This is a genomic window from Solidesulfovibrio sp. DCME (assembly GCF_049995385.1).
Taxonomy (GTDB): Bacteria; Desulfobacterota; Desulfovibrionia; order Desulfovibrionales; family Desulfovibrionaceae; genus Solidesulfovibrio.
In genome coordinates, this window is record NZ_CP188261.1 from 3,403,722 (window position 1) to 3,417,311 (window position 13,590).

Consider the following 13,590-nt stretch of genomic DNA (forward strand, 5'->3'; position numbering starts at 1 on the left):
TCGTGAGGGGCGGGCAACGGACAGCGCGCGGCCGTTCCCGTTTTTGTGGAACTGACCGCTACGCCTTCCAGAAATCGTGACCCGTCCCCCCCGGCGGGGAGGTCCAGGAGGGGATCATCCCCTCCTGACCGCCGGAGGCTGCCCCTGCCGACGTTTCGGCCTTCCTGGCCGCCGGAGGCATCCCTTCTACTCCCCCCCGAACGGCTGGCGCAGCTTCTTGGCGTAGCGGTCGAGTTCGCTCAGGACGCAGCCGCAGTAGGGTTGGCGGTAGATGTTCCACTCCCGGGACAGGGCCACGCCCTCGTCCCAGTGGACGCGGAAATCCTGGTAGTGGAAGGGCACGCCATGGGCTTGCCCCTTGGCGTCGCCCAGGGCGGCGAGCAGGTCGTGGTCCTGGTACTTGCTGTAGAGCAGCGACGACGTGAAAGCGTCGCAGCCCAGCGCCCGGGCCGTGGCCGCGGCCCGGGCCAGGCGCTCGTCCCAGCAGGGCGGGCAGCGGCCGGCCGGATCGGCCAGGGACCGGCGCAGGTGGGGCAACGGGTCGTAGGCGTCGTAGCGCACGGCCACGCCCAGGATGCCGGCCACGGCGGCCACGCCCTCGCGGCGGCGCAGGTATTCCATGGCCGGCTGGATGTTGGGGTTGAAATAAAGCCCCACCACGGTCCAGCCGGCCTCCTGGAGGCGCTTTACGGGCGCGATGGCGCAGGGGCCGCAGCAGATGTGGAGCAGGACCCGCTTGGCCATGGCGTTAGTGTCGCGTCCGCGAAGAGAGTGTATGCCTATTTAGGCGCAACATCTTAACTAATTATTTTTCTTAAAAAATACTGTCGTATTTTTCAAGGGACGCAACGCTACAGGGGGGCGATGATGATTTTTTTCTTGAATTCCTCTTCCATGGCCGAAAGGCGCGCCCGCTTGTGGTTGAGCAGGTACAGGGCCAGCTCCTCGCCGACCTTGGCCGTGACGGTCTCCTGCCCGGAATCCTTGCGCATCTGGCGGTAGATGTCCTTGAGGACGGTCAGCGCCTGCCACTCGTGGTTGCGCCGCTGGCCCGAGCCCCGGCAGCAGGGGCAGGGTTCGGAGGTGATGGACAGGGCCGAGGAGCCCAGGCGCTGGCGCACGATTTCGAGCAGCCCGAAGCGCGAGATGCGGCCCACGTCGGTGCGGGCCCGGTCGGACTTAAACGCCGCCCGCAGGGTCTTTTCCACCTCGGCCACGTGCTTGCGGTCCTTCATCTCGATGAAGTCGATGACCACCTGGCCGCCGATGTCGCGCAGCCGCAGCTGCCGGGCGACCTCCTCGGCCGCCTCGACATTGGTTTTAAGGGCCATCTCGCGGAAATTCGATTCGCCGCCGATCTTGCCGGAGTTGATGTCCACGGCGGTGAGGGCCTCGGCGTGGTCGAAGACGAGCACGCCGCCGCTGGGCAGCGTCACCTCGCGGCCGTAGAGCTGCTCGATCTGCTTGCGCAGGTTGAAGCGGTCCCACAAGGGCACGTCCATGTCGGTGTGCTGTTTGACGATGTCCGGGCGGCGCGGATAGACCAGGGTGGCCATCTCGGCCACGCGCGCGGCCGTCTCGGGTTCGTCCACCCAGATCTCGCCCACCTCGTCGGTCAGGTAGTCGCGCACGGCCCGCGACGACAGGTCGAGCTCCTGGTAGATGCAGCTCGGCGTCTCGGCCGTGGTGCCGCGCTGGCGCACCTCCTTCCACAGGCGCTTCAGGTAGGACAGGTCGCGCTCCAGCGACGTCTTGGACTGGGACAGGGCGGCGGTGCGCACGATGATCCCCAGGCCCTCGTCGAGCTTGAGCCCGGCGATAGCCTCCTTGAGGCGCTTGCGTTCGGTCTCGTCCTCGATCTTGCGCGATACCCCCCGCTGCTCCCGGCCCGGGGTCAGCACGAAATACCGGCCGGGCAGGGACAGGTAGGTGGTCAGGAAGGCGCCCTTGTGGCCGGTGGGTTCCTTGACGACCTGGACGAGGAGTTCCTGGCCCTTCTTGAGCGCCTTCTGGATGGGGGGGTATTTGGGGCGGCGCTCGCCGGTGTGGACGACCTGGTAGTATTCGGGGTGGACCTCGTCGATTTGCAGGAACCCGTTGCGCTCGGCGCCGTAATTGATGAAGGCGGCCTGCAGGGCGGGATCGATGTTGTGGATCTTCCCCTTGTAGATATGGCCGCGCGTCTTGGCCTGGTGGACCATTTCCACATAGTATTCGACGAGCATCCCGTCTTCGGCCACGGCCACTTCGACCTGCTCGCCGGGCAGCACGCCGATAAACATCTTCTGCTTGCGTTTCTTTCCTCTGCTCATGGGCAACAAACTCCCTGCCGCCGGCGCGTCGGCGCCGGGGCGAAATGTGTTTTCCGGCTCGCCGGAATAGAAAATTTCATGGCCGTCCCGGCGCCGGCGCACCGCACCGGCGGCCTCCAGGGCATCCAGGACCGCCTGCACGGCAGTCAGGGGCTCGCCCAGGGCCGTGGCCAGGGCGGCGGCGGTCTGGGGGCGCCTGGTCACCGAGGCCCGGACACGGGCGGCCGTGGCTTCCCGGTCGCGGGCGGCCGTGGCCTGCCGCCCGGGCCTGGCCGTCGCGGCCCTGTCGGGAACGGCTACGGGCTGCGCGCCGTTGACGTCCGCGTCGCCGCGGCTTGCGGCATCCGCGCCGGGTGCGGCCGCCGTGCTCGCGCCGTGCGGGCTCGCGGCGCCCGTGGCGCGGGCGGCCAGGGCGGCAGGGCCATGGCCCTCGCCCGCAGGGGCGGCGTCCGCTCCTGGCCCGACCGCCAGGGCCCGGCGAAACCGCGACAACACCGCGGCCGGCACGGCCTTGGCCTGGGGATAGGCCCCCGGGCGCGACAAGGTGACGACATCGACCCGGGTCGGGGCGAGCTCGCGGCAAAAATCCCGCAACAGGGCCAGGTTCTCCTCGGAATCGTTGATCCCGGCCGCCAGCAGCACTTCCAGGTAAAGGGCCCCGTCGTAGCCCGAACGAAAATCGAGCAGCCCCCGGCGCAGGCCGTCCAGCCCGATGCCGGCATGGGGACGGTTGAGGCGGGCGTATTCGGCCGCCACCAGCGTGTCCATGGACGGCAGCACGATGTCGGCCAGGGCGAGGGCCTCCCGCACGTCCGGGTCGGACAACAGGCTCGAATTGGTGAGCACGGCCACCGGGACGTCCGGGAAAAGTTCCTTGGCGCCGGCGATGATGGCGCCGCAGTCGCTGTTGAGCGTGGGTTCGCCGAGCCCGCCCAGGGTGACGGCTTCGGGGCGGGGATGGCCGGCCGCCTTCCAGGCGGCCAGTTCCGCCACAAGCCGCGGGGCCGGGACATAGGCCTTGCGGACCGTGGTGCACGCGTCGGTAGGGCCTGCCTCGCAGTAGAGGCAATCGAACGTGCAGATCCGCGCGCCAAGCAGGTCAAGACCCAGCGACAATCCGAGGCGGCCCGATGCGACGGGACCGAAAATGCAGCGTGAGGGGTCCGTGGCGCGATCCTCCTTGTCGCGTCGCGTAAACGGCTTGACAGGCCCGGCCCGCCCGTGGACAAGGGCCGTCATCAAGCGAACCGGAGCATACCGTGAAACAGGGCGATTTGATACTTCTGGTCTCCCCCAAGGGCAAGCGATATCTGCGGCGTTTCGTGCCGGACCTGATCCTGCATACCCAGGAAGGCATGCTCCGCTTCGCCGACGTGGCCCAGGCCGGCTGCGGCGGCGCGGTCACCACCCACCTCGGCCACCCCTTCCGCATCCTGCGGCCCTCGACCTACGACCTGGTCAAGGGCGTCAAGCGCTCGACCCAGATCATGTATCCCAAGGAAATCGGCTACGTGCTGCTCAAGCTCGGCATCGGCCCCGGCGTGCGGGTCATCGAGGCCGGCAGCGGCTCGGGCGGGCTGACCCTGGCCCTGGCCTGGCACGTGGGCGAGACAGGCCGGGTCTACACCTTCGAGCGGCGGCCGGAATTTTACGCCCTGTCCGGGGAAAACCTCGACGCCGTGGGCCTGTCCGACCGGGTCAGCCGCTTCCATCACGACATCGCCACCGGATTCCTTCCGGATTGTCATGTTCCCGGCGACCCGCTCACCGACCCCCGCGACGCCGACGCCCTGTTCCTCGACGTGCGCACGCCCTGGGACTACCTGGAGGCGGCGGCCGCCGTGGTGCGGCCGGGCGCGCCCGTGGGCTTTTTGCTGCCCACCGTCAACCAGATCAGCGAACTGCTGGCCGCCCTGGAAACCTCGCCCTTCGAGGACGTGGAAGTCCTGGAGATCCTGGTGCGCCGCTACAAGCCCGTGCCCGAACGCCTGCGGCCCGAGGACCGCATGGTCGCCCATACGGGCTTTCTGGTCTTCGCCCGCCACGGCGGCCTGGCCGCCTACCGCCGGCCGGCCCCCCTGCCGCCCGTGCCCGGCGACGGCAACGGCGAACCCGCCGCCGGGGACGACGCCCCGCAAGGCGACGACGTCGCGATCGATTGACCTCGACCGGGGCAAGCGCTATTACTTCATACCATGCCATACCTCGGCACCAGCATCGAAGCGCCGCGCGCCATCAAGCGCCTCCTCGACCCCCTGACGCAGTTGCTGGGTGTGCCGGTGGCGATCCAGGCTTCGGCCAACACGCCGGCCTGGCCCGATCCCGGGCGGGAAGCTCATGCCATCCTGCACCGGGAATTCGCCGAGCGCGGGGAATGCCCCATCCTGGGCGATCCCGATGTCATCCCCTTAAACGGCGACCCGCCGACGGCACCGTGCCCTCTGGGGCTGACGGTGCGCCGTTTCTCCCTGCCCCTGGCCGAATCCCAGACCGGGCTTTTGACCGTGGGGCCGTATTTCAAGCGCGACCAAGACCGGCAGGCCCTGTGCGGCCGCTCCAAGGCCGCCGACGCCGCCCTGGCCATCCTCCCCGGGCTCACCCCGGAACGCCACGCCATCCTCAAGACCTTCTACCGGGAATTCGCCGCCTTCGTCGGCTCGGCCGCCAAGGCCGGCGCGGCCAAGGAAATCTTCCTGGCCAACATGAGCCATGAATTGCGCACGCCCTTAAACGGCATCATGGGAATGTTAAGCCTCCTGCTCCAGGGCGAGCTGCCCGAGCGCCAGCGCCAGTTCCTGGAGCTGGCCATGGACGCCTCCAACCAGCTGCTCGGCGTGGTCAACGACCTGTTGGAAATGACCAACATCTCCCTGGGCCACCTGGAGCTCGCCGACGAACCGTTTTCCCTGCGCGCGGGGCTCGCGCCGCTTTTCACCGCCTGCGCCGAGCAGGCCCGGGCCCGGGGGCTCGATTTCACGGCCACGGTGGACGCCGACGTGCCCGAGGAACTGTCCGGCGACCTCACCAGGCTGCGCCAGATCCTGCTCAACCTCATCGGCAACGCCATGAAGTTCACGCCCGAAGGCGCCATCGCGGTGCGCGTGTCCCTCCAGCCGACCACGGCCAATCCCGGGGAGGCGGCGCTGCTTTTTTGCGTGCGCGACACCGGCGTCGGCATCCCCAAGGAAAAGCAGCAGGTCATTTTCGAGCGCTTCGCCATCGGCGAGCACTTCCTCAACAAGCGTTTCGGCAAGGCCGGCCTGGGGCTGTCCATCTCCAAGGAGATCGTGGAGAAGATGGGCGGCAGCGTCAGCCTGGAAAGCGCCCCCGGCCAGGGCAGCGCCTTTTCGTTTTGCGCCACCTTTCGGCGCACCGCGCCCTCGGGGACGCTTTCGCCGACGCGGCCTTCGCCGTTCATCTGCCAGGGCGCGGTCATCGCCTACGCCGAGGACGAGCCCGTCAGCCGCCTGCTCGTGCGCCGCATCCTCGAAGACCGGGGCTATACGCCGCTGGTGACCGAATCGGCCGCCGGGCTCATGGAACTCCTGTCCGAGCGGTCGGTGGACCTCGTGCTCATGGACGTGCAAATGCCCGGACTGGACGGCCTGGAAATCACGGCCCGCATCCGTTCCGGCGCCCTGGCCGGCGTGGCCCCGGACCTGCCCATCATCGGCCTGTCCGCCCACGGCGAGGCCGAGGCCCGCAACCGCTGGCTGGCCGCCGGCTTGAGCGACTACATCGTCAAGCCCGTCACCCGAAAACGCCTGCTCGAAGCCGTGGAAACGGTCCTGTCGCGAACGCCCGCCGCAAACCACTTGCTATCCACCACCGGCTGAGCTACAAAACCTCTCTTTTTCCCGCCACGGGATTTCGCCTCCAAAGGAGACCCGTCATGACCCGCAAGGACCGAACCGAGGGCATCTATTCCCGCCGGGAAGTGCTCGACGAATCCGAACGCCGGCAGTACTACCAGATCCAGATCAAGGATCTGCTGTCCTACGCCTACCGGTATTCCGAGGATGTCAAGAAACGCTTCGACCGGGCCCAGTTCCAGGCTTCCAAATTCAAGACCCTCTCGGACCTCAAGCACATTCCCATCCTGAAAAAGAAAGAGCTGATCTTTCTCCAATCCATGGGGCCGCGCCTGGGAGGGCTTTTAACCAAGGACATGGGCGAACTGCGCCGCATCTTCCTGTCCCCGGGCCCCATCTTCGACCCCGAGGACCGCGAGGACGACTACTGGGGCTGGACCGAGGGCTTCTACGCCTGCGGCTTCCGCTCCGGCGACCTGGTCCAGGTGACCTTCAACTATCACCTGACCCCGGCCGGGCTCATGTTCGAGGAGCCGCTGAAAAACCTCGGCTGCGCCGTCATGCCGGCCGGCCCGGGCAACTCGTCCACCCAGCTCGAGATCATGCAGAAGCTGCGTGCCACGGGCTACGTCGGCACGCCCAGCTACCTCATGCACCTGGCCCAGAAGGGCGAGGAGATGGGGCTCAACCTGCGCAAGGACCTCTACCTCGAGGTGGCCTTCGTCACGGGCGAGAAATTCTCCGAGAAGCTGCGGGCCAACCTGGAGAAGAAGTTCGACATCATCATGCGCCAGGGCTACGGCACGGCCGATGTCGGCTGCGTCGGCTACGAATGCTTCCACAAGACCGGGCTGCACATCGCCAACCGGGCCTTCGTGGAAATCTGCCACCCCGACACCGGCATTCCCCTCAAGGACGGCGAGGTGGGCGAGATCGTGGTCACGGCGTTTAACAAGACCTATCCCCTCATCCGCTTGGCCACGGGCGATTTGTCCTACATCGAGCGCGCCCCCTGCCCCTGCGGCCGGACCTCGCCGCGCCTCGGGTCCATCGTCGGGCGCGTGGACACCACCGCCCGCATCAAGGGCATGTTCGTCTACCCGCACCAGGTCGAACAGGTCATCACCCGCTTCGAGGAAATCAAGCGCTGGCAGATCGAGGTCACCAACCCCGGCGGCATCGACGAGATGAACCTCATCGTCGAGGCTTCCAACTTCAAGCGCGAGGAAGACCTGCTCCACAAGTTCCGGGAGAAGATCAAGCTGCGCCCGAGCCTCACCGTGGTCGCCCCCGGCACCCTGCCGCCCCAGATCCGGCCCATCGAGGACAAGCGCAAGTGGGACTAGGCCCCGCCGCCGCAGCCGCACCCCGTTGACGGGCCGCCCATGAGCACGCCGCGCCGCCCCCTTTCGCCCCGCATCGGCCAGGGCCGGGCATTGCCCCGGGCCTTGGCCGCGCTGGGCCTCGCCCTCGCCCTGAGCGTGGGAACCAGCGGCTGCGCCGGCAGGAAGGCGGGCCAGGCCCCCCAGGCCGCCCGGCCCCTGCCCGAGGCGCTGCTGACCGCCTCCGGGGAGCCCCTGTCCCCGGCCGCCTTTGCCGCGGGCATCGCCCGGGCCGACTACATCCTGGCCGGCGAGGAGCATCCCAACCCCTGCGACCACCTGGCCCAGGCCGGGCTGCTGCGCCGCCTGGCCGCGACCGGGGTCCGGCCGGCCGTGGGCCTGGAGATGGTCCCGGCCGACCGCCAGGACGTCCTCGACGCCTTTGCCGCCGGCAAGCTGGCCGTGGCCGACCTGCCGGCCGCCCTGGCCTGGAAAACGACCTGGGGCTACCCCTTCGAGCTCTACGCCCCGATTTTCGAGGCCGCTCGGGAATACCACCTTCCCGTTTTCGCCTTAAACGCCCCCACCGGCCTGGCCCGCAAGGCTGGCCGCGTCGGCCTCGACGGGCTGTCCCCGGCCGAGCGGGCCACGCTTCCCGGACAGATCGTCCCGCCGGACCCGGCCCAGGTCGAGGAACTGCGGGAACTTTTTTCCAGCCACGCCGCCATGTTCGAAAAAGCGGCCCAAAAAACGGCCCAACCCAAGGCCAAGGGAACGTCGCCCCAAACGCCCGCCCCGGCCACCGGGCGCGACCGCTTCGCCGATTTCACCACCGTGCAGGCCCTGTGGGACACGCAGATGGCCCAGCGCGCCGTTTACGCCCGAGCCCTGGCCGGCCGGCCGGTGGTGGTCATCGCCGGCGGCGGCCATGTGGAGCGCGGCTGGGGCATCGCCAAGCGGCTGCGCCTGTTCGACCCGTCGGCCAAGGTGGTCACGGTCATGCCCTGGCGCGGCGTCGCGGCGCCCGATGCCGCCCTGGCCGACGCCTTCTACGCCTGCCCGGCCATGCACAAAAGCCGGCTGGGCATGACGCTTTCCCAGGAAGCCCCGGAAACGGGCCAGCCCGAGGCGGGCCTGCTCGTGACGGCCGTGGCCCCGGGCTCCCCGGCGGCCAAGGCCGGGCTTTTAGCCGGCGACGCCGTCACCGCCGCCGGAGGCCATCCGGCCACGAGCCTTACCGTGCTCCACACCGCCGCCATCGAGGCGGCCAAGGCAGCAAGCCCCCTGCGCCTGACCGTGTCCCGGGCCGGCGAAACCCTCGACATCGCCATCCCCCTCGCCCCCCCGGCCGGGCCCAAGCCGTAGCCATGCCCGAACTGCCCGAGGTGGAAACCATTGCCCGCGCCCTCGCGCCGGGCCTTGTCGGCCGCCTGGTCACCGGCCTGGACGTGCCCGACGCCAAGGTCCTGGCCGGGCCGAAGACCAGGGCCGCCTTCGCCAAGGTCGCCCTCGGCCGCGCCATAACGGCCGTCGCCCGCCGGGCCAAGCTGCTGCTCGTCCACCTCGGCCCCCATCCCGAGGCCCCGTCCGGGCCGGGGGCCGTCATCGCCTTCCACCTCAAGATGACCGGCCGCTTCCACATCGCCGGCCCGCACGACCCGGCGCCGGACCGGGCCAGGCTCCTGCTGCGCCTGGACGACGGCCACAGCCTGGTTTTTTCCGACCTGCGCCGCTTCGGCACGGCCCGGGCCTTTGCCTCGCCCGAGGCGCTGGCCGCCTGGGACTTCTACGCCACGCTTGGCCCCGAGCCCTGGGACATGACGCCGCAGGCCTTCGAGGCCGCCCTGTGCCGGCGCACGACCCGGGTCAAGGCGGCGCTCCTCGACCAGACCCTCATCGCTGGCGTGGGCAACATCTACGCCGACGAATCCCTGTTCGCCGCCGGCGTCCATCCCGAGACGCCCTGCCGGGACCTGTCCCCGGCAAAGCGCGCCGCGCTTCTTGGCGCCATCCAGGCCGTCATCGCCCGGGCCATCGCCGCCGGCGGCAGCACCATCCGCGACTACCGCACCCCGGACGGCGTGGAGGGCGGCTTCCAGAACGAATTTTCCGTCTACGGCAAGGCCGGAGAGCCCTGCCCCGCTTGCGGCCGGCCCCTCGACAGCCTCAAAGTGGCCGGCCGGACTTCGACCTTTTGCCCGCGTTGCCAAAAGAAGTAGGACGTTCCCATGTCGCAACACGTCAGACAAATCGCCAAGGACGCTTCCATCGTCGGCGGCGCGACGCTTCTCTCCCGCATTCTCGGCTTTTTCCGGGACATGATCCTGGCCTACGTCCTCGGTGCCGGCATCGCCGCCGACGCCTTCTACGTGGCCTACCGCCTGCCCAACATGATGCGCCGGCTTTTCGCCGAGGGTTCCATGACCATGGCCTTCGTGCCGGTATTTACCAAGCTGCGCGAGGAGGAAGGCGACGCCCGGGCCTTCGCCATGCCCCGGGCGGCGCTTTTTTGGCTGCTGCTCATCCTCGGCGTGCTGACCGCCCTGGCCATCGTCTTCGCCAGGCCGCTCACCCAGCTCATCACCCCCGGCTTTGCCGACGACCCCAAGCTCTTCGACCTGACGGTGGAGCTTACGCGCATCGTCTTCCCCTACATCATCGAGATCTCGGTGGTCGCCCTGTGCATGGGCGTGCTCAATTCCTTCGGCCACTTCCTGGCCCCGGCCCTGGCCACCTCCGAGCTCAACACCATCATCATCCTGGGCGCCGGGGTGGCCTGGCTGTTTGGCCTGGACGTGGCCCACACCCTGGCCTGGGCCGTGGTCATCGGCGGCCTGGGGCAGGTGCTCATGCAGCAGCCCCAGCTCAAAAAATTCGGTTTCTCCTGGCGCGGCCCCTGGTCGGCCAGGGACAAGGGCGTGGTGCGCATGGGCCTTTTGATGCTGCCCACGGCCTTCGGTGCGGCCGTCTACCAGCTCAACATCGTCCTTGGCACCCTGCTCGCTTCCTACCTGCCCACGGGCAGCATCTCCTACCTCTACTACGCCGACCGGCTGGTGCAGTTTCCCCTGGGCGTCTTCGGCGTGGCCGTGGGCACGGTGGCCCTGCCGAGCCTGGCCAAGCTGGCCTCGGCCGGCAAAACCGGCGAATTCACCGATACGTTAAACGCCTCCCTTCGCCTGACGCTTTTCATCTGCCTGCCGGCGGCGGCCGGGCTGATCGCCCTGGCCGACCCCATGGTCCGGGTGCTGTTTGGCCGGGGGGCCTTCGGCGAGCAGGCCGTGGCCGCCACGGCCGGGGCACTGGTCGCCTACGGCGTGGGCCTGCCGGCCTTTGCCTGCGTGCGGCCGCTGTATGCCGCCTATTTCGCCCTGTCCGACACCCGCACCCCGGCCGTGACCGCCGCCGTGTGCCTGGTGGTCTACGTCATTACCGGCTGGGCGCTCATGGGGCCGACGGCCCATGTGGGCCTGGCCCTGGCCACGTCCATCTCCTCCTGGGTCAACGTGCTTGTGCTGGGCGTCGTTTTACGCAAGAAACTGGGCGGGGCGTGGTTTCGGCCGGGCCGCACCACGCTTATCGGCCTGGTGCTCAGCTGCGGGGTCGGCTTCGGGGCCTATGCCACGGCGGACCACAAATACCTTTCCCTGGTCTGCATCGTGGGCTGGGCCATGTTGTACATGGCTGTGGCCGCACTGCTGCGGGTCGAGGAGGCCCGGCTGCTGATGGATTTCGTCTGCCGGCGGCTGCGGCGCCGGGCCGGGGCCTAAAGCCCCCGACACCGCCCGGCCGGCGCACGGCCGGCGTCGGAGCCGGGCCCGGCTTCGCGGTCGGCATCGCACCGCGCGCGGGCAGCGACGACCGACCATGCCATCGCCAGGGCCCATGTACTGCGCATCGCACCACGCGCGGGCAGCGACGACCCGACCGCCCTGGCCGGCCACAACCGCTCGCGCAACGGCGGCGCATCGCCCGCCCCCAAAGGAGACGCCGACATGACCCTCTTTTCCGTGGAAAACCTCGTCGCCTTCCTGACGCTGTCCGCCCTGGAGATCGTGCTCGGCATCGACAACATCGTTTTTATCGCCATCATTTCCAACGCCCTGCCGGCCGACGTCCAGTCCAAGGCCCGGCGCATCGGCCTGCTGCTGGCCATGGGCACCCGCATCCTGCTCCTTTTGGGCATCACCTGGATCATGGGCCTGACCGCGCCGCTTTTTGCCGTCCTCGGCCACGTGGTCACGGGCCGCGACATCGTGCTTTTGGCCGGCGGACTGTTTTTGATCGCCAAATCGACCTTCGAGATCCACGAAAAGATCGAGCCGCCCCGCGACGGCGAAGCCCATGTCAAAAAGGTCCGGGGCTTCGGCCCGGCCGTGGCCCAGATCGCCCTGCTCGACATCGTCTTTTCCCTGGATTCCGTCATCACGGCCGTGGGCATGTCCGGCGAGATCGTGGTCATGGTGGCGGCGGTCGTCGCGGCCGTGGCGGTCATGATGGCCTTCGCCGACCCCGTCAGCCATTTCGTGTCGCGCCACCCCACGGTCCAGATGCTGGCCCTGTCCTTCCTGATCCTCATCGGCGTGTTCCTCGTGGCCGAGGGCCTGGGCCGCCATATCGACCGGGGCTACATCTACTTCGCCATGGCCTTTTCCCTGCTGGTGGAAGTGCTCAACATGCGGGTCCGAAAAGCCTCGCCCAGATAACAAAGGCCCGCCCGACGGGGATTCCGTCGGACGGGCGCCATGTCGAAATACCGTTGTGCCGAGAGGGAAACGACCGCTTACCAGCCTCGTTGCTGCCGGCAGACGTTGTAGCCGATGTTGCAGTTGTTGATGCAGGCCGGCACACCGGCGCACACCATCATGCAGTTCTGGTAGCTCCTGTTGCACCCACGGCCCGGCGGCGGGGGCGGCGGCGGGGGTGGCGGCGGAGGCGGCGGCCTCCGGTTCGGCACGCATTGCCAGTAACGCTGCGACCAATGCGTGCCCGGCGGGCACTGGGCATAGGCGCACATGTCCGCCACGACCAGATTGGCGATCATGAAGACGCACGCAATCACGGCCAGGCGCAGTTTCATTCGCATGCTTCCCTCCTGTTCGGGCTTCTGTCACAATATCCCATCCATTGCCGGAAAACACAAGATTTTTTCCGGATGGGCCGCACTCCCCGGGGCCTCGCGGAAAAGGCCCGCGGACGCAACCCATGGCAACGGCCGGGGAGCCATGCAAGAACCGTGTTGCCGGCAAGCATCCCGGCCCCTGCCGCCAACCGAGCCGGCCCGACGCGCGGCCCGCCGTCGTCGCCAGGAAACACCATGCCCCACCAAGAAGCCAGGCGGCTGTTTCCGCGCGGCCTGAGCCAGCCCGAAGGCGGGTTCCGTTTCGGCGCCGACGCCCTGCTGTTGGCCAGCTTCGCCGCGCCGGCGGCCGGCCGGCGTGTCCTGGACCTGGGCACGGGCTGCGGTCCGGCCGGGCTGGGCCTGCTGCTGGCCCGGGACGACGCGGACACGATGGTACTCGGCCTGGACAGGGACCCGGCCATGGCCGCGGCGGCCGCGGCCAATGCCGGCCGCCTGGGGCTGTCCGACCGCTTCGCGGCCCGTCAGCTGGACCTGCGCGCCATCCGGGACGACCCGGCCCTGCGCCCCGAATCCTTCGGCCTCGTGCTGGCCAATCCGCCCTACCGCGACCCGGCCTCGGGCCGCCGGACGCCGTCGGCCCCGCGCGACGCGGCCCGGTTCGAGACCGAAGGCGGCCTGGCCGCCTTTGCCGACGCCGCCGCCTATGCGCTCGAAAACGGCGCCAACCTGGCCCTGGTCCACCTGGCCGAGCGCCTGGGCCACGTTTTCGCCTGCCTCGGCGCCCGCAAGCTGGAGATAAAGCGCATCCTGCCCCTCGCCGCCCGCCAAGGCGCCCCGGCCCGCCAGGTGCTTGTGCTGGCCACGAAAAACGGCCGTCCGGGCCTGCGCCTGGACTCGGCCCTGGCCCTGTATGCGGGCAGCGGCCAGGACACCCGGCTTTCGGCCGAGGCCTTGCGGTTCTGTCCGTTCCTGGCCTGCAACGCCGGTCCACGAAACGACAGGGCATAAGAAAAGGGGGACACCCCTACCGGTATCCCCCTTGTGGCGAAACGCGACCGCTG

The 13,590-nt window shown here is 68.9% G+C and carries 11 protein-coding genes and 1 pseudogene; 8 read left to right on the forward strand and 4 right to left on the reverse strand.

Annotation, left to right across the window (positions count from 1 at the left end):
* Positions 1-186: 186 nt before the first annotated feature.
* The 3 genes and pseudogenes from ACP59X_RS15110 to ACP59X_RS15120 form a co-directional block, all read right to left on the reverse strand.
* Complete coding sequence (locus tag ACP59X_RS15110) at positions 187-744, reverse strand: epoxyqueuosine reductase QueH (protein ID WP_428559825.1); 558 nt, start codon at positions 742-744, stop codon at positions 187-189.
* Positions 745-851: 107 nt separating this feature from the next.
* Positions 852-2,312 (reverse strand): Rne/Rng family ribonuclease, encoded by a 1,461-nt coding sequence (locus ACP59X_RS15115; RefSeq protein WP_428569918.1) that lies wholly within the window; start codon positions 2,310-2,312, stop codon positions 852-854.
* Positions 2,313-3,131: 819 nt separating this feature from the next.
* Positions 3,132-3,551, reverse strand: a pseudogene (locus ACP59X_RS15120) (radical SAM protein); the annotation flags it as partial.
* Positions 3,552-3,571: 20 nt separating this feature from the next.
* On the opposite strand from ACP59X_RS15120, the gene ACP59X_RS15125 reads away from it, so the two are divergent.
* From ACP59X_RS15125 to ACP59X_RS15155, 7 genes are all read left to right on the forward strand, one after another.
* Complete coding sequence (locus tag ACP59X_RS15125; RefSeq protein ID WP_428559827.1) at positions 3,572-4,474, forward strand: tRNA (adenine-N1)-methyltransferase; 903 nt, start codon at positions 3,572-3,574, stop codon at positions 4,472-4,474.
* Between the two features lie 33 nt (positions 4,475-4,507).
* Complete coding sequence (locus ACP59X_RS15130; protein ID WP_428559829.1) at positions 4,508-6,148, forward strand: ATP-binding protein; 1,641 nt, start codon at positions 4,508-4,510, stop codon at positions 6,146-6,148.
* A gap of 56 nt (positions 6,149-6,204) precedes the next feature.
* Positions 6,205-7,470 carry a phenylacetate--CoA ligase family protein gene (locus tag ACP59X_RS15135; RefSeq protein ID WP_428559832.1) on the forward strand — a complete coding sequence of 422 codons (1,266 nt, stop codon included), beginning with the start codon at positions 6,205-6,207 and terminating at the stop codon, positions 7,468-7,470.
* A 39-nt stretch (positions 7,471-7,509) separates the two neighbouring features.
* Complete coding sequence (locus ACP59X_RS15140) at positions 7,510-8,811, forward strand: ChaN family lipoprotein (RefSeq protein WP_428559835.1); 1,302 nt, start codon at positions 7,510-7,512, stop codon at positions 8,809-8,811.
* A gap of 2 nt (positions 8,812-8,813) precedes the next feature.
* On the forward strand, positions 8,814-9,665 hold the full coding sequence (gene mutM / locus ACP59X_RS15145) for a bifunctional DNA-formamidopyrimidine glycosylase/DNA-(apurinic or apyrimidinic site) lyase (protein ID WP_428559837.1): 852 nt from the start codon (positions 8,814-8,816) through the stop codon (positions 9,663-9,665).
* A gap of 9 nt (positions 9,666-9,674) precedes the next feature.
* Complete coding sequence (gene murJ / locus ACP59X_RS15150; RefSeq protein ID WP_428559839.1) at positions 9,675-11,216, forward strand: murein biosynthesis integral membrane protein MurJ; 1,542 nt, start codon at positions 9,675-9,677, stop codon at positions 11,214-11,216.
* A gap of 225 nt (positions 11,217-11,441) precedes the next feature.
* A complete protein-coding gene (locus ACP59X_RS15155) occupies positions 11,442-12,152 on the forward strand; it encodes a TerC family protein (RefSeq protein WP_428559841.1) in 711 nt (236 codons plus the stop codon).
* A 77-nt stretch (positions 12,153-12,229) separates the two neighbouring features.
* Here the strand turns inward: ACP59X_RS15155 and ACP59X_RS15160 are convergent, their stop codons facing one another.
* Positions 12,230-12,532: a hypothetical protein gene (locus tag ACP59X_RS15160; protein WP_428559843.1), complete on the reverse strand. Its 303-nt coding sequence runs from the start codon at positions 12,530-12,532 to the stop codon at positions 12,230-12,232.
* Positions 12,533-12,763: 231 nt separating this feature from the next.
* Between ACP59X_RS15160 and ACP59X_RS15165 the strand changes: the two genes are divergently transcribed.
* Positions 12,764-13,537 carry a tRNA1(Val) (adenine(37)-N6)-methyltransferase gene (locus tag ACP59X_RS15165; protein ID WP_428559845.1) on the forward strand — a complete coding sequence of 258 codons (774 nt, stop codon included), beginning with the start codon at positions 12,764-12,766 and terminating at the stop codon, positions 13,535-13,537.
* Positions 13,538-13,590: the final 53 nt, after the last annotated feature.